This is a genomic window from Providencia hangzhouensis, assembly GCF_029193595.2.
GTDB classification, from domain to species: Bacteria; Pseudomonadota; Gammaproteobacteria; order Enterobacterales; family Enterobacteriaceae; genus Providencia; species Providencia hangzhouensis.
Genome location: NZ_CP135052.1, coordinates 802,518 through 823,653, shown reverse-complemented (window position 1 = coordinate 823,653; position 21,136 = coordinate 802,518). Strand labels below are relative to the sequence as shown.

Genomic DNA, 21,136 nt, shown 5'->3' with positions numbered 1-21,136 from the left:
TGTTTCTGAGTAAATTAGTCATTTTTCCAATGCACTTTGGCATCTTTAATAAAGGAGAGCGTTACCATGATGTTGACGAAAAAAAGTGGGCATCCTCCGGCAATTATCGCTGTTTGAATAGGTTTTAATCCGCCTAACGCCAGCAAAACAATGCCAATAACACCGACTAAGACAGACCAACCGATGCGCACTAACAATGGCGGCTCATCACCATCTTTCACTGCGCGACAAGTCGACATAGCGAGGGTGTAGGAACAGGCATTAATGAGTGTCACAGTGGCGATAAAGCAGAGGATGAAGAAGCCCCAAATTGTTACAGTGCTCAAAGGTAAGGCAGCCCATGTTTCAATGATGGCGCGCGCAACGCCGAATTCTTCAATTAGTTTGGGAACATTAATAATATTTTGGTCAACAAGTTGGAGTGTGTTACTCCCTAAAATAGTCCAAATTAACGTTGTTCCCGCCGTTAAGCCTGCCACCATCCCGATACACAACTCACGGACGGTACGGCCTTTAGAAATACGCGCGAGGAAGATACACATTTGAATGGCATAGATAACCCACCATGCCCAGTAAAACACTGTCCAGCCTTGTGGGAAGCCACTTTTACCTACCGCATCGGTATAAAACAGCATGCGAGGCATATACATCATTAGGACACCGATAGAATCGGTGAAATAGTTCACAATGAAGCTAGCGCCACCAACAATGAATACCCATCCCAACATTAAGAAACTCAGGTAGCTACGGACGTCACTCGCAATTTTCACCCCTTTTTGCAGGCCGAAAGCCACACAAATTGCATTTAGGATGATCCAGCAGAAGATAATGATGGCATCAAGTTGTAAGGTATGAGGAATACCAAATAAATATTGAATACATTCAGTGACTAACGGTGTTGCTAACCCTAGGCTAGTTCCCATTGCTAATATCAAAGCTACGAGATAGAAGTTATCAACAAGCGTACCAAACCACCCGTTTACCCGTTTTTCCCCTACCAGAGGAACTAGTGTACTACTTGGACGAATAACATCCATTTTGCGAACAAAGAAGAAATAGCCGAATGCGACAGATAAGAAGCTATAGGTCGCCCATGGGAGAGGTCCCCAGTGGAACAGGCTGTATGCGAGCCCAATATTTTTAGCCTCATTTGAATAAGGTTCAAAGCCAAAAGGCGGTGCAGAAACGTAATAATAGATTTCAATCGACCCCCAAAACAGCACAGCGGCTGAAGTACAAGATGCGAACATCATAAAAATCCAGCTTGCTCGGCTAAATTCAGGCTTCTCTTCCCCTAGACGTTTTTTAGCGTATGGTCCTAAAATCAACCAAAACCAGCCACCAAACATCACGACCATATACCACTCAAATGCCCAGCCCCACACATTGGTGACATAGCTGAAAACTTGGTTGATAACTTCATTTGAAGCATCAAGGTCACGGACAGTTAACCAACACAATAGTCCAACAATGATCAACGGTGGAAAAAAAACCTTCGGTTCTATCCCACCTTTTTTATTTTCTTTGCTCATAGTTCGATCCCAATTTATTATTTAATACATAAGTTTTAAAATAGATATTATTCTCAATACCTAATACATAACCTCATACTTACATTTATTTAAAACTTATATTTATTATTAAATCCCAATAAACCTAATTAAGTATTAATTCAAATTCTATCTAAATCATGTCTAGTCCCCATTAACAATTCTGTTATTAAGGTCACAATATTATTCGTGATAAATAATTGTTATTGTTTTTTCTATTTAAAATAACTCTAAATACCAATAAATACATAGAGATAAAATATTGTGTAACGTTAATGTTATTAAATACCTTCAGTATTGGTGATTCAGGTAGCAATATTGAACATTTCATTGATAACTAGGTGATTTTTATAATATTGGTGAGTAGGGTATCAGTATGAGTAATTAAACTCCCTTTAATTTAAGGTTTTCAATATTGGTGACTTAGGTTTTATTTTTAAATATCCAGATCATGATAATTATATAATCCGAAACCGAAACGGATCATATTTATTAATATTATTTTAGGAGATGTAATGAATATTATTACATGCTATAAATCTGTTCCTGATGAACAAGATATTATTGTAAATAGCTCAGATGGTTCTTTAGATTTTTCACGTGCCGATACCAAAATCAGTCAATATGATTTAAATGCAATTGAAACTGCCAATCAAATAAAAGCGCAGCAAGTAGACAGCAAAGTAATTGCGTTAAGTATTGGTGGTAAAGCACTAACTAATATGAAAGCGCGTAAAGATGTGCTATCACGTGGCCCAGATGAGCTGGTTGTTGTTATTGATGACCAACTTGAGCATGCACTGCCCCATCAAACTGCGATTACCCTTGGTGCCGCGGCACAGAAAGTGGGCTTTGATTTAATTATTTGCGGTGATGGTTCCGCAGATCTCAATGCACAACAAGTGAGTATTTTATTAGGTGAAACCCTGCAAGTTCCTGCCATTAATGGTGTGAAAAACATTGTTTCTATCACAGCCGATACGGTGATTGTAGAGCGTGAACTGGAAGACGAAATTGAAACGTTATCCCTTCCATTACCAGCCATTATCGCTGTTACCTCCGATATTAACGTTCCCGTTATTCCATCCATGAAAGCCATCTTAGGTGCTGCTAAAAAACCCGTCCAAGCTTGGACGATGGCAGATATTGGCTTAGATAACGTTGCCGCATTATCGTCTCAATCTATCGCCGCACCAAAACAGAAAGTTCGCCAGCGAATCATTATTGAAGGTGATGGAGATGATCAAATTGCGCAATTTGCAGAACATTTAAGAAAAATCATTTAATCGGAGGAGTTATGAGCAAATTATCAACCGTTTGGGTATTTAGTGACATGACTTCCCGTTTGCCTGAACTTATCGGCGGTGCTCTCACCCTTGGTGAGCAAGTCAATGTTTTCGCCCTAGATGAAGCGCAAAGCTCACAAGCTTTTCAACTTGGTGCGACCCAAGTTTTTCAATTAGCAGGTAAACCCGACGACCGTATTATTGAAGATTATGCAGACACTATCGTTTCAACCATCAAACAGCATGGTGATAAAGGTTTATTACTGTTACCGAATACCCGTAGAGGTAAATTACTAGCAGCACGCTTAGGGGCTAGACTACAAGCAGTCGTCTCTAACGATGCAACAGCAATTACAATCGAATCTGGAAAACCTGCAATTAAACATATGGTTTACGGTGGTCTCGCCTTCGGTCAAGAGACTCTAGATAGCGCATTTTCAATTGCAACACTTACCTCTGGTACATTTGAAGCAGCCCCAAGTGATGCATCACGTAACGGCACGGCTCAAGCTACACAATGGGTCGAACCAAAACAATCTATTGTACGTACCTCGATTCAGAAAAAAGCAGGTAGCTCAGTTGAATTAGATAAAGCACGCTTAGTTGTCAGTGTAGGACGGGGTATTGGTAGTCAAGAAAACATCGCTATTGCTAAAACGCTTGCCGACACAATAGGTGCTGAAATCGCTTGTTCCCGCCCAGTCGCAGAAAATGAAAAATGGATGGAACATGAGCGCTATGTGGGTATTTCCAACTTAATGCTCAAACCAGAGCTTTACCTCGCTGTCGGCATTTCAGGGCAAATTCAACATATGGTCGGTGCGAATGGCGCACAAACTATCGTCGCTATCAACAAAGATAAAAATGCCCCTATTTTCCAATTTGCTGACTACGGGATAGTAGGCGATCTGTTCAAAATCTTACCTGCTTTAACGCAACAACTGGCGAAATAAACTCAATAACAGTGAGGCATTTTCCTCACTGTTTTAGTGACCTTTGGAGAAACTATGTCCGATGATATTTTTGATGCAATCATTGTAGGTGCAGGCCTAGCCGGCTCTGTGGCTGCATTGGTGCTTGCCCGTGAAGGTGCGCAAGTTCTCCTAATCGAAAGAGGAAACTACGCGGGCGGTAAAAACGTAACAGGTGGGCGAATGTATGCCCATAGCTTAGAACGAATTATTCCTGGCTTTACCCAAGAAGCGCCTATTGAGCGCATGATCACACGCGAAAAATTGTCATTTATGACCGAAACCGGTGCTGTCACTGTTGATTTTCAAAATGCTGCAGCACAAAACCCAGATGAAACCTCTTGGTCTGTACTTAGGGGAAAACTGGACCCATGGCTGGTTGAACAAGCCGAAAATGCAGGTGCGCAGTGTATTACAGGGATTCGAGTTGATAAGTTAGTTGAACGCGATGGCAAGGTCGTCGGTGTGGAAGCTGATGGTGATGTACTTGAAGCTAAAGTGGTCATTTTAGCAGATGGTGTCAATTCACTATTGGCAGAACAACTTGGTATGACAAAACGCGTCAATGCAGAACATGTTGCCGTTGGGGTTAAAGAATTAATTGAACTACCAAAAGATGTGTTGTGCAACCGCTTTAATTTAAATGAGAACGAGGGCGTTGCTTGGCTATTTGCAGGCTCACCGACCGATGGCTTGATGGGCGGAGGCTTCCTTTATACCAATGAAGATACTATTTCTTTAGGTTTAGTCTGTGGCTTACACCACATCAAAGATGCTAAGAAATCTGTTCCGCAAATGCTTGAAGACTTTAAACAACACCCCGCCGTTGCGCCGTTGATTGAAGGCGGAAAAATGGTCGAATATGCCGCTCACGTTGTTCCTGAAGCAGGTTTAAAAATGCAGTCAGAATTAGTACGTGATGGGGTATTAATTGCTGGTGATGCGGCTGGTATGTGTATGAATTTAGGTTTTACTATTCGTGGTATGGACTTAGCTGTTGCCTCCGGTGAAGCGGCAGCAAAAGCCGTACTTAGCGCAATGAAAACCGACGATTTCAGCAAACAAAATTTAAATCAATACCTCACACTGCTCAACGAAGGCCCACTGCGGGACATGAAAATGTACCAAAAAATGCCTGAGTTTTTGGATAACCCTCGTATGTTTTCTGCTTACCCAGAAATGGCGGTTGGTATTGCCAAAAAACTCTTCACTATCTCAGATGAAGCGCCTGTGCCTTTACGTAAGACCATGTTACAACACGCGAAGAAAGTGGGCTTTATGAATTTGCTCAAAGATGGAATTAAAGGAGTCAGAGCAATATGAGTAATCCAGTCAACGTTGATGTCAAACTCGGCATTAATAAATTTAATGTCGATGAAGAAAACCCGCATATTGTGATAAAAGAGCATCCAGATATGAATGTGCTCGAAACATTAACTAAAGCTTGCCCAGCGGGATTATATAAAAAACAAGAGGACGGCTCAGTACGTTTCGATTATGCCGGTTGTCTTGAATGTGGAACCTGCCGCATTCTTGGCTTAGGTAGTGCATTAGAAAAATGGGAATACCCACGCGGCACTTTCGGTATTGAATTTCGTTACGGCTGATTTATTTAGCATAACTCTCGGAGCTAATAACTTCGAGAGTTTTCAAGCGTTTATTTACGCTGACACTGGGATGCATAATGAAACCAAAAAGTTTTGATGATATCCAATTTTCCTCCGTTCATCGGCGGATTATGCTTTGGGGCAGTGGAGGGCCTTTTCTGGATGGTTATGTATTAGTCCTGATCGGCGTTGCCTTAGAACAACTCACACCCGTATTAAGCTTAAGTAGTGAATGGATTGGCTTATTAGGCGCTGCAACATTAGCGGGTCTATTCATCGGTACTTCTCTATTCGGCTATATTTGCGACCAAGTCGGTCGTCGTAAAATGTTTTTAATTGATATTGTTGCCATTGGTGCTATTTCAGTGGCGACCATGTTTGTCTCAACACCGATGGAGCTGCTTATCATGCGGTTCTTAATCGGGATAGTAATAGGTGCGGACTACCCAATTGCAACGTCAATGATCACTGAGTTTTCCAATACTAAACAGCGCGCATTTGCTGTCGGGTTTATTGCGGCTATGTGGTATGTGGGTGCAACCTGTGCCAATCTCGTCGGTTATATGTTGTATGACGTGGAAGATGGCTGGCGCTGGATGCTTGGTAGCTCAGTGATCCCTTGTATTATCATTTTGATTGGTCGTTTTGATTTACCTGAATCACCTCTTTGGCTGATCCGCAAAGGGCGCGTTAAAGAATGCGAAAAAATGATGGAAAAGCTGTTTGGTCAGCCTGTGGTATTCGAAGCCGAAGAACAACAAAAAACACATTTCATCCAATTATTCACTAAGCGCCATTTTTCTTTTGTTCTATTCACTGCCATTATTTGGACCTGCCAAGTGATCCCGATGTTTGCAATTTACACCTTTGGCCCACAAATTGTTGGGCAATTGGGCTGGGATCAGGGGAAAAATGCCGCACTGGGTAACGTGGTTATTAGCTTATTCTTTATGTTAGGCTGTTTACCCGCGATGTATTGGTTAAATAAAATGGGCCGGCGACCACTATTGATTGGTAGCTTTGCGATTATGACCCTTGCTCTTGCCATACTTGGTTTATTCTCAAACCTCGGTATTTGCCTTGTAATTATTATGTTTGGTATTTACGCATTCTTTTCAGGCGGCCCGGGTATTTTACAATGGCTTTACCCTAACGAACTGTTTCCAACAGATATTCGTGCCTCTGCCGTTGGGGTAATTATGTCCATCAGCCGTATTGGAACCATTTTTTCAACGTGGGCATTACCGCTGTTTATCACTAAATATGGGGTCAGTTCAGTGGTATTAATGGGGGCAGGTGTTTCTTTGCTCGGACTGATTGTTTCGATCCTGTTTGCGCCAGAGACCAAAGGCTTAACCCTAGCACAAACCTCCGTGATGGGTATTCGGCGCAAAAAGAAGTAAAAGAATAAAAGAAGTTACTACGATAAGCAATCACATCAAACATACACGTATTTATACGCTAAATAGTTCAGATTGTAGGTAGGCGGCAAGCGAATAAGACCCTAGGAGCATAAACAAGTATGTGACTAGAGCGAATAAGCGAAGCCCCCCTATAATTTGAAATATGACACGTATTTATACGCTAAATAGTTTGGGTTGTGGCTAGGCGGCAATCGAGGTTATCCCGATGAGCATACACAAGTATGTGATTCGGGTAACCGAACGCAGCCAACAACGCCACAACGCAAAATATGACGCGTATTTAGTTGGTTGAGAATGGCATAATGTCATACCAAACCAACAACCAAATAGTGACATAAGCAAAAATCGCCGCAATGATATCGTCAATCATAATACCAAAACCGCCGCTGACTTTTCGGTCAAAAAACCGTATTGGCCATGGCTTCCACATGTCGTAAATGCGGAAAATAAAGAAGGCGGTAATGACCCACTCATAATCAACAACTGGGATCGCCATTAGCGTAATCCACATCCCAATAAATTCATCCCAAACAATACTGCCATGGTCATGAATTTTCATATCGTCGGAAGTGCGTTGGCAAATTAGGCAACCAATCCAAAAACCCACGATAATGAGTACCCACACACTCCAAATTGGCATGTTTGCCATTAATAACCAGAAAGGTATCGCAGCAAGAGAGCCCATTGTGCCAGGCACAATAGGAGAAAGGCCACTACCAAACCCCGTAGCCAATAAGTGCCAAGGATTACGCATAGTTAGCCGTTTTTTTGCTTCCGCTTTTTCTTGGCGACTTGCCATTCTATGCACCTTCCGAAACAAAATGATCGAAACCTTTTAGGTTTACATCAACTTCTTGGTTATTGCAAAAGTAGCTAATTCCTTCAGACTGCGGCTTAATTTGCCCGATACACGTAAAGCCTGACCCCGTATGCGCTAATGCCATCTCTAACGCTCCACGATTAATTTCAGGAACAGTAAAACAGAGTTCGTAATCTTCACCACCACTCAAAGACCATAAACGCCCTTGCTCAATACTACAACTTTGTTTCAACGCTTCTGATTGAGGCAATGCATCTAAATTAATCCGTGCACCACAACCACTCGCTTTCAAGATATGGTTAAGATCGGAAACTAAACCATCCGAAATATCAATTGCAGAAGAAGCCAGGTTTCTCAACGCTTGGCCTTGTAAAATCCGTGGCTGCGGACGTAAATGGCGCGCAATTAGCCATTCTTGATGCTCTACATTTTCAACATTCAGTTTGTCTTGCAAAATAGCTAAGCCTGCCGCGCTATCACCGAGAGTACCAGTGACATAAATCCAATCGCCATTACGCGCTCCTGCGCGAGACATCGCCTTACCATTTGGTACTAAACCATGAACCGTATACGTTAAACTCATTGGCCCACGAGTTGTGTCACCACCAATCAATTGCATTCCATAATAATTAAGCTGTTCAAACAAGCTATCACTGAAAGATTGCAACCAATCGCAATCAACACAAGGCAATGTAATGGCTAAGGAAACCCATGCAGGGTCTGCGCCCATCGCTGCAAGGTCACTTAAATTAGATGCTAATGATTTATAAGCAAGATCAGCCGGTGAAATGGTAGGTAGGAAATGGATACCAGAAACGAGAGTGTCAGTACTTACTGCAAGTTGCTGTTTTTCTGGAATGGTCATCAACGCACAATCATCGCCAATACCGATATTAACATCACGTCGGTTAGTGGTTTGACGGTTAAAATAACGCGCGATGAGGTCAAATTCGCCATATGACATGGTAGATTTTCCGTTTTCGCTATATCTATTTTCGTTTGAGACGAAGCAAATAATTTACACCCTAATAATTCAATAATAGGTAAATAGCACACAATTGCTAACCTAAACAGCGTATCTAATTGGCTACAATTATTCTTCGCTCACCTGTCATTGAAATATCGCGAGCATATAAACACAAAGGTAGACTGGAACCCAGCCTACCTATTTATTACCGTAGTGCTACAGGAGGGAACCCTGATATTATTATTTTTTACGACGAACTGCAGGTGCCGCTTTGTCTAATACACCGTTAACAAATTTATGGCTATCTTCTGCGCCAAAAACTTTCGCTAATTCAATACCTTCGTTGATTGCAACTTTATAAGGTACGTCTTCACGGAAACTTAATTCAAACATGGAGACACGTAAAATCGCTTTTTCTACCTGCCCTAACTCTTCTAGCTGACGAGATAAATAAGGCGCCATCAGTTGATCAAGTTTTGTCGCGTTGGTCGCAACACCTGATAACAGTTCACGAAAATAGTTTACGTCAACGTCTGACATGTCCTGTTCAGCAATAAACTCATATTCCACTTCAGCAATTGGATTGCCAGATAATTGCCATGAATAAATGGCCTGTACAGCACACTCACGAGCGCGGCGACGAGCAGCAGGTTTCACAAGATTCCCCTTAAATTTAAAAACTGTACACAAAAAACACTTGTTGCATTGCGTTATCTACACCATTGTGGCGAAAAAACGGCAACATCGAGCTAATTGTGTATTATTTGCCTTTGATGGCCTTAATTACATTAATCATTTCAAGTGCTGTCAGTGCAGCTTCAGCACCTTTATTACCTGCTTTAGTACCCGCACGTTCAATGGCTTGTTCGATATTTTCAGTGGTTAACACACCAAAAGTCACTGGCACTTCACTGTTCATCGCGACATGAGATAGGCCGGAACTACATTCACCTGCAACATATTCAAAGTGAGCTGTACCACCACGAATAACGGTACCTAATGCAATTACTGCATCATATTTATTAGTTTCAACTAATGCTTTTGTGGTCAACGGTAGCTCATAAGCGCCTGGAACCCACACAATTGTGATGTTGTCATTTGAAACCTGACCAATGCGCTCTAACGCATCAACAGCACCTTCCAGCAGACTATCATTAATAAAGTTGTTAAAACGAGCGATAGCGATAGCAACACGCGCTTGTGGAGCAGCAACAACACCTTTAATTACGTTCATAGCCTTCCTCTAATATTAATTATAACCCGCGGGGCGCGGATTTTATCACATTCTTTCGTGTATCGTACGTATGATTTTCAAAAAAAACACTTACCATACGGGACGAAGCCTGACGCGTAGGTCTGGCCCGACTTGCTTCACTTCTGTAAATTCAAATTTTGGCGCATCAATAAGGGCATTAAGCGGTGGGAAGTCCACCAGGCCTCGAGCGCTATTTCCTAATAATTTAGGCGCAATATAGACAATCAGCTCATCCACTAAACCTAACTTAAGCAATGAGCCTGCAAGTTTTGCCCCTGCTTCAACCCAAATGCTATTCACATTACGTTTAGCCAATTGCATCATCAAAATAACGAGATCGGTGCCGTTTTCATCAGCAGGAACAGCGAGTTGCTCAACTTGCCCTTGCCATACTGCATTTTCATCTGGGTTTGAACGCACTAACCAGCATTCACCATCTAATTGAGTGACTTTATGGCCAGAAGTCACACGATTGTGGTTATCCAACACAATACGAATGGGCTGGCGCACTTGGTTTTCTGGATAAACTTGTTGGATGTCTGATGGGAGCTCGTTCCAACGTACCGTTAAAGAAGGGTCATCAGCAACAACCGTGCTGCTCGTACTTAAGATAGCGCTAGCCTCGGCTCGAAGAGCTTGTACATCTTTGCGAGCTGCCGAGCTGGTAATCCATTTACTTTCCCCTGATTCAAGGGCGGTTTTGCCATCGAGTGAAGCGGCAAGTTTCAACTGGATATAAGGAAACCCGGTACGCATACGTTTTAAAAAGCCGCGGTTTGCCGCTTCAGCATCGTTTAATAAAACATTACTGCGCGTTTCAATCCCTGCTTGCGACAACATATACAGGCCACGGCCCGCAACTTGAGGGTTTGGGTCTTGCATGGCAGCAACAACGCGGCTTACACCCGCTTTGATCAGCGCCTCTGCACAAGGTGGGGTACGACCATGATGACTGCAAGGCTCAAGGGTGACATAAGCCGTTGCCCCTTGCGCTTTATCTCCTGCCATTCTTAGTGCATGGACTTCAGCGTGGGGTTCCCCCGCTTTTTGATGATACCCTTCACCGACAATAATACCATCACGCACAATCACACACCCGACATTTGGATTAGGTGATGTGGTAAAACACCCTTTTCGTGCCAACTCAAAAGCACGAGCCATATACATGTTGTCTTGTTCAATCATTGGCGTTAATCCTGTAATTTAGCGATTTCTTCGCCAAATTCACGCACATCTTCAAAGCTGCGATAAACAGAAGCAAAACGGATATAGGCAACTTTATCGAGCTTTTTCAGCTCATCCATGACCAAACTGCCAATTAATTTCGACGGAACTTCGCGCTCCCCGGTAGCCCTAAGCTGGGATTTAATAGAAATAATAGCTTGTTCAATATCATCAGAACTTACAGGCCGTTTTTCTAATGCCTTTTGCATACCACGATTAAGCTTTTCTTCATCAAAAGGCTCACGAATATCGTCGCTTTTAATGACTCTAGGCATGACAAGTTCAGCCACTTCAAAGGTTGTGAAGCGTTCATGGCACAGTAAGCATTGGCGGCGTCTACGGACTTGGGACCCTTCACCGACCAGACGCGAGTCAATAACTTTCGTATCTACAGCTGAGCAGAATGGGCAGTGCATAGCGTTTCCTGAATCTATTTAGGGGGAGATAGTTTACCCTACTATGCGAGAAAAAACACCCTAGAAGATGCCTCCTAGGGTGTTCTCGTTGCTCTTCATATTTCGCGTTGTGAGAGTATTAGCTGCACTCCGATACCCTAGTCACATAGTTTACTATGGTTCCTAGGGATGTCGTTCACTTGCTGCCTACTCACACACGAACTATTTTAAGAACTAAGGCAGTAACGACTCTTGGTCTGCACCTTCTTTTTCGACTTTCGCTTGCATCAAGTGTTCACGCTTCATACCCATCTTCAGTGCTAGTGCAGAAGCCACGTAAATAGATGAGATAGTACCGATAGTTACACCGATTAACATAACCAATGAGAAGCCTTCCAACATTGCGCCACCGAACAGGTATAGCATCAGAACCACTAATAATGTGGTTGCTGATGTCATAATGGTACGGCTCAATGTTTGCGTCAAAGAGACGTTCATGATTTCGTACGGTGTCCCACGACGAATTTTACGGAAGTTTTCACGGATACGGTCTGATACAACGATACTGTCGTTCAGCGAGTAACCGATAACCGACATCAATGACGCCACGATAGTCATATCTATCTCAATATGGAACAAAGACAGAATACCTAAAGTAATCACCACGTCATGCGCAAGAGATAGCACGGCACCCGCAGCCAAGCGCCATTCAAAACGGAACCCAACATAGATTAGGATACAAATCAACGCAGTTAACAGAGCCAAAGCCCCTGTTTGCGCCAATTCAGCCCCAACACTTGGCCCCACGAATTCAATGCGTTTTACGGTTGCTTTATCATCCACACTTTGGTTGATAATCGTGATAATTTCTTTGCCGACTTCTTGACCCGCGGTGCCTTCAATAGGCGGGATACGGATCATGATGTCGCGGCTGCTACCAAAGTTTTGGATTAGTGGATCTTTATGGTTCGAGTTAGACAAGCTATCACGAATTTTATCCAAATCAGCTGGCTGACTTAAGTTGATTTCAATTACCGTACCACCTGTGAAATCTAAGCCCCAGTTAAAACCCTTGACGCCGATAATCACAAAAGAAGCAATCAGTAATACGATAGAAATGCTAAAGGCAACGTTGTCCCAGCGCATAAAGTCATAAACTTTACGACCATAGTTCAATTGTTCAACAGTATAATCCTGTGCCACAACGTGCTCCTTAAATTGACAGCTTGTTAATACGTTTACCGCCGTAAAGCAGGTTCACGATAGCACGTGTACCGACGATAGCTGTAAACATAGAGGTTGCGACACCAATCGCTGTCGTAATCGCAAAGCCTTTAATAGACCCAGTACCCACTGCATATAGAATAATCGCAGTGATAAGTGTCGTTAAGTTTGCGTCTGTAATACTTGAGAAGGCGCCTTTATACCCTTCATGAATCGCTTGCTGAACAGATCGACCGTTCTTGAGCTCTTCTTTAATCCGTTCGTTAATAAGAACGTTAGCATCGACTGCAACTGCAAGGGTTAATACAATCCCCGCAATACCTGGCATGGTCAGCGTTGCCCCCGGTAATAAGGACATAACACCAACAATTAACACCAAGTTTGCTAACAGCGCACTACTCGCAATCAGACCAAATTTACGATAATAAATAATCATAAACAGGATAGAAGCTAACAGACCTGCGATACACGCTTTTAGCCCTTGCTCGATATTTTGCATACCCAGTGTTGGACCAATGGTACGTTCTTCAACAATTTGGATTGGCGCAATCAACGCACCAGCACGTAACAGTAATGAAAGCTGGCGAGCTTCAGTACCGTTAGTAATACCCGTAATACGGAATTTGCTACCAAAACGCGCAGAAATACGTGCCGCATTGATGACCTTTTCATCTTTCACCAAAATTGAACGGCCAGTTGCATCTTTTTTACCACTGTCTTTGTATTCAACAAACAGCGTTGCCATCAGCTTGTCTTGGTTATCACGTGTAAAGTCAGACATGATAGAACCACCAGCACTATCAAGACTGATACTCACTTGTGGTTGGCCATTTTCATCCGCTTCAGAGGTTGAATCCGTAATATGGTCACCCGTTAAGATCACACGCTTATATAAAACGTAAGGCATGCCTTCACGGTCATATTTAACTTCTGAATCACCTGGTACACGGCCACTTTCTGCTGCGGAAGAATCGACTGAAGTATTCACCAAACGGAATTCTAATGTCGCAGTCGCACCTAAAATTTCTTTTGCGCGAGCAGTATCTTGGATACCGGGTAATTCAACCACAATTCGGTCAGCACCTTGGCGTTGAACGAGTGGCTCCGCAACACCTAATTGGTTTACACGGTTGCGAATAATAGTAATGTTCTGAGAAACTGCATAGTTACGTGCTTCACGTAAACGCTCGTCGGTCATAACAGCAATCATGGTGTTATCGCTGCCATCACTAAAGACTAAGTCTGGGTATTTACGAGACAATGCTTTTTCAGCTTGGCTACGATCGTCCGCGTTACGGAAGCGAACTTCCACGCTGTAATCATTGCCTTTACGAATAGAAGAGTACGCAATGCCTTCTTGACGCAGGTCATTACGCAAACCATCCATGTTTTGTTCCTGCAATTTACCTAATGCAGTGTCCATATCAACTTCCATCAGGAAGTGAACCCCACCACGCAGATCAAGACCAAGCTTCATCGGTTCACCACCGATCGCTTCGAGCCACTTAGGCGTTGCAGGTGCAAGGTTTAATGCAACAACATACTGGTCACCCAGTGCATTCATGATCACTTCACGCGCACGTAACTGAACATCAGAGTTGTTGAATCGGGCTAAAATTGCCCCATTTTCTAGAGAGATAGATTTACTCTCAATTTTATCGTCTTTTAACGATTTTTGGACTTGGATCAGCGTTTGTTCATTGGCGGCGGTTCCCCGCACGCCAGTGATCTGAACAGCCGGATCCTCACCATATAGGTTTGGAAGTGCATAAAGCAAACCGATGAGGATCGCAAAGATCAACATCAGATACTTCCACAAAGGATAACGGTTTAGCACGGCAGTTCCCTTCGGGAGAATCAGAATTAAATTGCTTTCATTGTGCCTTTAGGTAAAACAGCAGCAACGAAATCACGTTTGATGGTTACTTCTGTGTTCTCACTCAACTCAAGAACCACATAACCGGTTTCAGACACTTTAGTTACACGCCCGATTAAACCGCCAGTTGTTAAAACTTCATCACCTTTAGTGATAGATTCCATCAATTTACGGTGTTCTTTCGCACGTTTTTGCTGTGGACGCAAAATCATGAAATAGAAGATCAGCGCGAAAACAACAAGCATGATAACCATGGTGTATGGACTACCTTGCGCTGGTGCACCTGCTGACGCCGCTGCTTCAGAAATAAAAAAACTCATTCAACTTTCCTCATTGTTTTATTGAAAGCAATTTTACATACAAAAAAGCTAAGTTTGATATGCTACACAGATTAGTGGCATTTCGCACTTAAATTCACTCGATATTTAATGAAGGTTCGGGTTTACCAATCTTTTGGTAAAAATCTTTAGCAAACTCTTCAAAATTCCCATTTTCTATGGCTTGGCGAATACCGGCCATCAAACGCTGGTAATAACGTAAATTATGGATGGTATTGAGCCTTGCACCAAGGATTTCATTACATCTATCAAGGTGATGCAGATAAGCACGGCTATAATGACGACAAGTATAACAGTCACAATCAGCATCCAGTGTTGATGTGTCTGATTTATACTTAGCATTACGAATTTTTACCACGCCATTTGTCACAAATAAATGCCCATTTCGTGCATTTCGTGTTGGCATCACACAATCGAACATATCGATACCACGGCGAACCCCTTCAACTAAATCTTCAGGTTTGCCAACTCCCATTAAATAACGAGGTTTGTCAGCTGGAATTTGCGGGCAGACATGTTCTAAAATTCGGTGCATATCTTCTTTCGGTTCGCCTACGGCTAAGCCGCCTACAGCGTACCCATCAAAGCCGATTTCCACCAGTCCCTTAACTGAAATATCACGTAAATCTTCGTAAACACTACCTTGAATAATACCGAACAAAGCATTTTTATTGTTTAGTTCGTCAAAGCGTTGGCGGCTACGTGCAGCCCAACGCAACGACATTTCCATTGATGTCTTTGCATAGTCCCAATCTGCTGGATACGGCGTACACTCGTCAAAAATCATGACAATGTCTGAGCCGAGGTCATACTGAATTTCCATCGACTTTTCAGGACTTAGGAAAACTTTTTCACCGTTGATAGGGTTGCGAAAATGCACACCTTCTTCTTTAATTTTGCGCATCGCACCAAGACTAAAGACCTGAAAGCCACCTGAATCGGTTAAAATTGGCCCTTGCCATTGCATAAAGTCATGGAGATCACCATGTAACTTCATGATTTCTTGACCCGGGCGTAACCACAGGTGGAAAGTATTCCCTAATAAGATTTGAGCGCCAGTTTCTTTCACTTCTTCAGGGGTCATCCCCTTAACTGTACCGTAGGTTCCTACTGGCATAAATGCAGGGGTTTCCACCACGCCGCGCTCAAAGACTAAGCGACCACGGCGTGCATTGCCGTCAGTCGTTTGTAATTCATATTTCACATTTGCCTCCTAGCAGCAGAAAAACAGTCTGTTGCTATCGATAATATTAATTTGCTAAGCAAGCAGCCGATGCCACCGCTTATAAAACTGATTACTCACCAATTTTCTCAAATCGAGCGTTTGTATTGGGGGTAATAAACATAGCATCACCATAACTAAAGAAACGGTATTTTTGTTTAACGGCTTCTTCGTATGCATTCATGGTGTTTTTATATCCAGCAAACGCAGAAACCAACATAATTAATGTAGATTCAGGTAAGTGGAAGTTGGTGATTAGTGCATCTATCACCTGATATTCATACCCAGGGTAAATAAAGATTTGGGTATCATCAAAAAATGGAGCAATTAAAGCGTCTTGGCTTGCTTTTGCGGCACTTTCTAGTGACCGAACCGACGTTGTTCCAACAGCGATAACGCGATTACCTCGAGCTTTACAGGCTAAAACGGCATCCACGACCTCTTGTGGCACTTCTGCATATTCAGAATGCATAATGTGATCTTCGATAGTATCAACACGTACTGGTTGAAAGGTACCGGCTCCCACATGTAATGTCACAAACGCCATTTCTACGCCTTTTTGGCGCAATGCTTCAAGTAACGGCTCATCAAAGTGTAAACCTGCCGTTGGTGCTGCGACAGCCCCTGGTTTTTCACTATACACGGTTTGATAAAGTTCTTTATCTGACTCTTCATCAGGGCGATCAATATAAGGCGGCAGAGGCATATGACCAATTTGGTTTAGAATGCTTAATACATCACGTTCATCATCAAAGCGCAGTTCAAACAATGCACCATGACGCGCGACCATGGTCGCCTTCACGCTTTCATCTTCACCTAACAGTAATTCAGCCCCTTCTTTTGGCGCTTTTGATGCCCTAACATGGGCTAATACGCGGTGTTCATCCAGCATACGCTCAATCAGAACTTCAATTTTACCACCGCTAACTTTGCGCCCAAATAACCGTGCAGGGATCACGCGAGTGTTATTGAACACTAGCAAGTCACCGTGCTCCAATTTTTCTAGAATATCGGTAAAAACACCATGCGTGAGCTGCCCTGAACCGCCATCGAGGCTTAATAAACGGCAAGCACTACGTTCAGCCTGCGGATAGTGGGCAATCAGTTCTTCAGGTAATTCAAAAGTAAAATCAGAAACACGCATTGTATTGACATCAATCTAAAAAAACAGGCGACTAGTCTAGTGCCGCGCTGACTTTGGCGCAAGAAATAAGCGTAAAATAGTACAGAAAAACACCATTATTTAACAAATATTTTGTTAGCAAAAAATTCTGTACGCTATTTGTCCATTCAAAGAATGAATTATTTCAATTTCAATAAACTTTTATGACACATTAACTTCCGTCTTTTTTCTTTTTCTTTTTCTTTTTCTTTTTCTTTCTACTAAATAAATATACCCCATGAATTTCGAATTAGAGCAAGGCAGCAAGCAAATTGATCCCTAGGAGCATACATCAGTATGTGACTAGGGTCGATTTGTGCAGCTAACACAGCTATAATTTGAAAGGCATCGGGTATATCATAGGAGGATGAATTACCTAGCGCACCTCCACCTGGCCCACCTCGCTGACAGCTCCTTGCTCGGCAACATCATGGCTGACTACGTGCGTGGCAATCCTACGGGTCTTTACTCCCCCGAGATTGTTGCGGGTATTTTTATGCACAGAGCTGTGGACAGAACCACGGATACCCACCCTTTAGTCAAAGAAGCTAAGTTGTTGTTTCGTGATGAATATCGCCGTGTTGCGCCCATAACCTTGGATTTAGTCTGGGATCATTTTTTGTCGCTGCACTGGTCGACTATTGAGCCATCAATATCGCTAGCGGGCTTTGTACGCGACTGCCGAACAATAATTGAGCCACAACTTTGTCATACTCCTGAAAAATTTCAGGAGTTAAATGAATTCCTTTGGCCTCAGCAGTGGCTGATACGCTATGCGGATAAAAATTATATTGGTAAATCACTGAATGGTATGGCGAGAAGGCGCCCCAAGCTTGGAGCGCTAAGTGGTTCATTTGACGATTTTTTATTACAGTATGATGCGTTAGAAAATATTTTCTTTCAATTTTATCCAGAAATGATGGCTAATGCGCTGCAACATTTTTTTGTACAAAATGTCACAATTAACACAAAGGAATAAATTAAAGCTTGCACTTTAATGGAATAAAACTATCTTATTGATATTAATTTAATAAACCAGTATGATTGATAGCCAAAACCTATCACAATAATCGGTTTAAATGTCTTTATTATCAAAAGATATTTTTCTATTCTTTTGGCAGTCTATGTCCACACTATTTATCAGTGATTAAATAGACAGGACAAAAAACTTTAATTCAAACTCATAGGAGTAAATTATGGTTCTGGTAACACGTCAAGCCCCTGACTTTACTGCTGCAGCTGTTTTAGGTAATGGTGAAATCGTTGATAACTTCAACCTGAAAACCCACCTAAACGGCCGTCCAGCTGTGATCTTTTTCTGGCCAATGGACTTTACTTTTGTTTGTCCTTCAGAGCTGATCGCATTCGACCACCGCTACGAAGAATTCAAAAAACGTGGCGTAGAAGTTGTTGGTGTTTCTTTTGACTCTGAGTTTGTTCATAACGCATGGCGTAAAACACCAGTAGATAACGGCGGTATTGGTGAAGTTAAATACCCAATGGTTGCTGATATCAAACGCGAAATCATCAAAGCTTACGGTATCGAACACCCAGATGCAGGCGTTGCACTGCGTGGTTCTTTCCTCGTTGACAAAAACGGCGTTGTCCGTCACCAAGTCGTTAATGACCTGCCATTAGGCCGTAACATTGACGAAATGCTGCGTATGGTTGACGCGCTGCAATTCCACGAAGAGCACGGTGATGTTTGCCCAGCTCAGTGGGAAAAAGGCCAAGAAGGTATGAATGCATCTCCAAAAGGCGTTGCTGACTACCTGACTAAAAACTCTGCAAAACTGTAATTCGTTACGCGAGTTTTAGAAAAGCGGGCATTAGGCCCGCTTTTTACTTTTTGTGAACCAAGTCTATCTTTTCTCTTCCTGCTAGCAATTATTCCACTCAGTTAACAATTCTTAACTCAAATACTCAATGTTTTGTATTATTGTGTGCTATACATTAAAAGCACAAATAATTAACAAATTATTCATATTGAATATTTGTGCGATAAAACACCTCACCTAACCTTAACTGGGAGATACGAATGATAAAAACATCATTACGCCCTGCGGTTCTACTTCTTTCCTTACTTGTTTCCAGTCAACTATATGCCGCCTCCGAACCTGCGGTTGAAGCGAAAAAAGGCATGGTCGTTTCTTCCCAACATTTAGCATCACAAATTGGGGCTGATATTCTAAAATCAGGCGGTAATGCCATTGATGCAGCTGTTGCGGTAGGGTATGCACAAGCCGTGGTTAACCCTTGCTGCGGTAATATTGGCGGTGGCGGCTTTATGACTATCCACCTAGCCGATGGGAAAGACTTATTCATTAACTTTCGAGAAACTGCCCCTGCTGCCGCTAGCGCAGATATGTATTTAGATAAAGACGGTAAATTGATTAAAGATGCCAGCCTCTATGGCTATCTTGCGTCAGGTGTACCCGGTACCGTTAAAGGCCTAGACTATGCTTTAGAAAAATACGGGACAATGAGCCGCCAACAGGTGATGGCTCCTGCCATAAAATTAGCCAGAGAAGGCTTTACTCTAACCCGTGCAGATACCGATGTTCTCGACACCACGACAGAACGTTTTAAACAAGACCCTGAAGTGGCTCGTATCTTCTTAAAGCCTGATGGTAGTGCCTTCCAACCGGGAGACTTACTAGTCCAAACAGATTTAGCCAATACCTTAGAAAAAATTGCCCAGAATGGCCCATCCGCTTTTTATGAAGGTGAAATCCCCAAAATTGTTGAAGAAGCATCGAAAAAAAATGGTGGTATCTTAACAGCAAAAGATTTTGCGGATTTTACAATTACAGATACAGCGCCTGTCAGTTGTACCTATAGAGGGTATCAATTTATCTCTGCTCCACCACCTAGTTCAGGCGGGGTAACTATCTGCCAAACGCTTAATATCTTAGAAGGGTATGACCTCAAGGAAATGGGCTTTAACTCTGCGGACTATATTCATACTCTTACAGAAGCAATGCGCCATGCCTACATGGATAGAAACACCTTCCTTGGTGACCCTGAATTTGTCGATAATCCAACCGAAAAATTACTCAGTAAAGCTTATGCAGAAGAGTTACGCAAAGAAATCAAACCCAACCAAGCAACGCCATCAACCCAAGTTCAACCGGGAATAGGGCCACACGAAAAACCAGAGACAACACATTACTCTGTAGTAGATGAAAAAGGAAATGCGGTTTCAACGACTTATACGATTAATGGCCGATTCGGTTCTGTTGTTATCCCTCCGGGGACAGGGTTCTTCTTAAACGATGAAATGGATGATTTCACCACGAAAGTCGGCGAGAAGAATTTATATGGCTTAGTACAAGGGGAACGCAACGCTATTGCACCGGGTAAACGCCCATTATCATCCATGAGCCCGACTATCGTGACGAAAAATGGCAAGGTATTTTTAGTTCTCGGTTCACCGGGAGGCTCACGGATTATTTCAATTACGCTGCAAACCGCTTTAAATATTATCGACCATGGTATGCCGCCACAAGAAGCCGTTAATGCACCGCGTATTCACCACCAGTGGCTCCCTGATGAGGTTTATTATGAGCAAAGAGGCGTTTCTAAAGACACCTTAGCGCTCCTCGATAAAATGGGTTACCAGATGGTTGAACAAACACCATGGGGTGCCGCCGAGCTGATTATGGTCGCGATCCCTGAAGGCGCTGGTGTTAGTGCCAAATCTTCAGGTAATGATTCCGCTGTTTCGGGGAAAGTTCGTGAAGGCTTCATTTATGGCTCTAACGATGTACGCCGTCCAGCAGGTAGTGCAGTTGGGGTTGATTAATCGCTGTCGA

The 21,136-nt window shown here is 42.8% G+C and carries 20 protein-coding genes; 8 read left to right on the top strand and 12 right to left on the bottom strand.

Annotated elements, in window-relative coordinates; translation table 11 throughout:
• Window positions 1-14: 14 nt before the first annotated feature.
• Complete coding sequence (gene caiT / locus PZ638_RS03505) at window positions 15-1,532, bottom strand: L-carnitine/gamma-butyrobetaine antiporter (protein WP_004905502.1); 1,518 nt, start codon at window positions 1,530-1,532, stop codon at window positions 15-17.
• Between the two features lie 533 nt (window positions 1,533-2,065).
• Here caiT and fixA point away from each other — a divergent pair.
• The 5 genes from fixA (at window position 2,066) to PZ638_RS03480 (ending at window position 6,817) form a co-directional block, all read left to right on the top strand.
• On the top strand, window positions 2,066-2,836 hold the full coding sequence (gene fixA / locus PZ638_RS03500) for a putative electron transfer flavoprotein FixA (protein WP_196725273.1): 771 nt from the start codon (window positions 2,066-2,068) through the stop codon (window positions 2,834-2,836).
• 11 nt (window positions 2,837-2,847) lie between these two features.
• Entirely contained in the window at window positions 2,848-3,789 is a 942-nt protein-coding gene (locus PZ638_RS03495) for an FAD-binding protein (RefSeq protein WP_094961954.1), read from the top strand.
• Between the two features lie 54 nt (window positions 3,790-3,843).
• On the top strand, window positions 3,844-5,130 hold the full coding sequence (gene fixC / locus PZ638_RS03490; RefSeq protein WP_144140933.1) for an FAD-dependent oxidoreductase FixC: 1,287 nt from the start codon (window positions 3,844-3,846) through the stop codon (window positions 5,128-5,130).
• Complete coding sequence (gene fixX, locus PZ638_RS03485) at window positions 5,127-5,414, top strand: ferredoxin-like protein FixX (RefSeq protein WP_004905518.1); 288 nt, start codon at window positions 5,127-5,129, stop codon at window positions 5,412-5,414. Before fixC ends, fixX begins: the two co-directional genes overlap by 4 nt.
• A 77-nt stretch (window positions 5,415-5,491) precedes the next feature.
• Window positions 5,492-6,817, top strand: coding sequence for an MFS transporter (locus PZ638_RS03480; RefSeq protein WP_004905520.1), 1,326 nt, complete (start codon window positions 5,492-5,494; stop codon window positions 6,815-6,817).
• 301 nt (window positions 6,818-7,118) lie between these two features.
• Here PZ638_RS03480 and pgpA read toward each other — a convergent pair whose 3' ends face one another.
• The 11 genes from pgpA to queA form a co-directional block, all read right to left on the bottom strand.
• Complete coding sequence (gene pgpA, locus PZ638_RS03475; protein WP_094961952.1) at window positions 7,119-7,637, bottom strand: phosphatidylglycerophosphatase A; 519 nt, start codon at window positions 7,635-7,637, stop codon at window positions 7,119-7,121.
• A gap of 1 nt (window position 7,638) precedes the next feature.
• On the bottom strand, window positions 7,639-8,622 hold the full coding sequence (gene thiL / locus PZ638_RS03470; RefSeq protein WP_004905525.1) for a thiamine-phosphate kinase: 984 nt from the start codon (window positions 8,620-8,622) through the stop codon (window positions 7,639-7,641).
• Window positions 8,623-8,865: 243 nt separating this feature from the next.
• Window positions 8,866-9,282, bottom strand: coding sequence for a transcription antitermination factor NusB (nusB, locus tag PZ638_RS03465; protein ID WP_036958557.1), 417 nt, complete (start codon window positions 9,280-9,282; stop codon window positions 8,866-8,868).
• A gap of 103 nt (window positions 9,283-9,385) precedes the next feature.
• Entirely contained in the window at window positions 9,386-9,859 is a 474-nt protein-coding gene (gene ribH / locus PZ638_RS03460; RefSeq protein ID WP_004905531.1) for a 6,7-dimethyl-8-ribityllumazine synthase, read from the bottom strand.
• A 90-nt stretch (window positions 9,860-9,949) separates the two neighbouring features.
• Window positions 9,950-11,065, bottom strand: coding sequence for a bifunctional diaminohydroxyphosphoribosylaminopyrimidine deaminase/5-amino-6-(5-phosphoribosylamino)uracil reductase RibD (gene ribD, locus PZ638_RS03455; RefSeq protein WP_094961951.1), 1,116 nt, complete (start codon window positions 11,063-11,065; stop codon window positions 9,950-9,952).
• A 5-nt stretch (window positions 11,066-11,070) separates the two neighbouring features.
• A complete protein-coding gene (gene nrdR, locus PZ638_RS03450; RefSeq protein WP_004914623.1) occupies window positions 11,071-11,520 on the bottom strand; it encodes a transcriptional regulator NrdR in 450 nt (149 codons plus the stop codon).
• A 213-nt stretch (window positions 11,521-11,733) separates the two neighbouring features.
• Entirely contained in the window at window positions 11,734-12,702 is a 969-nt protein-coding gene (gene secF / locus PZ638_RS03445; protein ID WP_004905538.1) for a protein translocase subunit SecF, read from the bottom strand.
• A 10-nt stretch (window positions 12,703-12,712) separates the two neighbouring features.
• The gene (secD, locus tag PZ638_RS03440) at window positions 12,713-14,560 is read right to left on the bottom strand and encodes a protein translocase subunit SecD (RefSeq protein WP_071585895.1); all 1,848 of its coding nucleotides are present in this window, start codon (window positions 14,558-14,560) and stop codon (window positions 12,713-12,715) included.
• Window positions 14,561-14,586: 26 nt separating this feature from the next.
• The gene (yajC, locus tag PZ638_RS03435) at window positions 14,587-14,919 is read right to left on the bottom strand and encodes a preprotein translocase subunit YajC (RefSeq protein WP_004905542.1); all 333 of its coding nucleotides are present in this window, start codon (window positions 14,917-14,919) and stop codon (window positions 14,587-14,589) included.
• Window positions 14,920-15,013: 94 nt separating this feature from the next.
• Window positions 15,014-16,141 carry a tRNA guanosine(34) transglycosylase Tgt gene (gene tgt, locus PZ638_RS03430; RefSeq protein WP_004905543.1) on the bottom strand — a complete coding sequence of 376 codons (1,128 nt, stop codon included), beginning with the start codon at window positions 16,139-16,141 and terminating at the stop codon, window positions 15,014-15,016.
• Between the two features lie 91 nt (window positions 16,142-16,232).
• Window positions 16,233-17,303: a tRNA preQ1(34) S-adenosylmethionine ribosyltransferase-isomerase QueA gene (queA, locus tag PZ638_RS03425; protein WP_004905546.1), complete on the bottom strand. Its 1,071-nt coding sequence runs from the start codon at window positions 17,301-17,303 to the stop codon at window positions 16,233-16,235.
• 385 nt (window positions 17,304-17,688) lie between these two features.
• Here queA and PZ638_RS03420 point away from each other — a divergent pair, with 385 nt between their 5' ends.
• The 3 genes from PZ638_RS03420 to ggt all read left to right on the top strand — a co-directional run bounded on the left by PZ638_RS03420 (window position 17,689) and on the right by ggt (window position 21,126).
• The gene (locus tag PZ638_RS03420) at window positions 17,689-18,300 is read left to right on the top strand and encodes an acyl carrier protein phosphodiesterase (RefSeq protein WP_094961950.1); all 612 of its coding nucleotides are present in this window, start codon (window positions 17,689-17,691) and stop codon (window positions 18,298-18,300) included.
• Between the two features lie 217 nt (window positions 18,301-18,517).
• Complete coding sequence (locus PZ638_RS03415) at window positions 18,518-19,120, top strand: peroxiredoxin C (RefSeq protein ID WP_004905550.1); 603 nt, start codon at window positions 18,518-18,520, stop codon at window positions 19,118-19,120.
• A 239-nt stretch (window positions 19,121-19,359) separates the two neighbouring features.
• Window positions 19,360-21,126, top strand: coding sequence for a gamma-glutamyltransferase (ggt, locus tag PZ638_RS03410; protein WP_004905560.1), 1,767 nt, complete (start codon window positions 19,360-19,362; stop codon window positions 21,124-21,126).
• Window positions 21,127-21,136: the final 10 nt, after the last annotated feature.

Bases quoted from the DNA above. Each gene is read 5' to 3' on its own strand.
- caiT (WP_004905502.1), bottom strand. From the start codon at position 1,532: ATGAGCAAAGAAAATAAAAAAGGTGGGATAGAACCGAAGGTTTTTTTT.
- fixA (WP_196725273.1), top strand. From the start codon at position 2,066: ATGAATATTATTACATGCTATAAATCTGTTCCTGATGAACAAGATATT.
- PZ638_RS03495 (WP_094961954.1), top strand. From the start codon at position 2,848: ATGAGCAAATTATCAACCGTTTGGGTATTTAGTGACATGACTTCCCGT.
- fixC (WP_144140933.1), top strand. From the start codon at position 3,844: ATGTCCGATGATATTTTTGATGCAATCATTGTAGGTGCAGGCCTAGCC.
- fixX (WP_004905518.1), top strand. From the start codon at position 5,127: ATGAGTAATCCAGTCAACGTTGATGTCAAACTCGGCATTAATAAATTT.
- PZ638_RS03480 (WP_004905520.1), top strand. From the start codon at position 5,492: ATGAAACCAAAAAGTTTTGATGATATCCAATTTTCCTCCGTTCATCGG.
- pgpA (WP_094961952.1), bottom strand. From the start codon at position 7,637: ATGGCAAGTCGCCAAGAAAAAGCGGAAGCAAAAAAACGGCTAACTATG.
- thiL (WP_004905525.1), bottom strand. From the start codon at position 8,622: ATGTCATATGGCGAATTTGACCTCATCGCGCGTTATTTTAACCGTCAA.
- ribH (WP_004905531.1), bottom strand. From the start codon at position 9,859: ATGAACGTAATTAAAGGTGTTGTTGCTGCTCCACAAGCGCGTGTTGCT.
- ribD (WP_094961951.1), bottom strand. From the start codon at position 11,065: ATGATTGAACAAGACAACATGTATATGGCTCGTGCTTTTGAGTTGGCA.
- nrdR (WP_004914623.1), bottom strand. From the start codon at position 11,520: ATGCACTGCCCATTCTGCTCAGCTGTAGATACGAAAGTTATTGACTCG.
- yajC (WP_004905542.1), bottom strand. From the start codon at position 14,919: ATGAGTTTTTTTATTTCTGAAGCAGCGGCGTCAGCAGGTGCACCAGCG.
- queA (WP_004905546.1), bottom strand. From the start codon at position 17,303: ATGCGTGTTTCTGATTTTACTTTTGAATTACCTGAAGAACTGATTGCC.
- PZ638_RS03420 (WP_094961950.1), top strand. From the start codon at position 17,689: ATGAATTACCTAGCGCACCTCCACCTGGCCCACCTCGCTGACAGCTCC.
- PZ638_RS03415 (WP_004905550.1), top strand. From the start codon at position 18,518: ATGGTTCTGGTAACACGTCAAGCCCCTGACTTTACTGCTGCAGCTGTT.
- ggt (WP_004905560.1), top strand. From the start codon at position 19,360: ATGATAAAAACATCATTACGCCCTGCGGTTCTACTTCTTTCCTTACTT.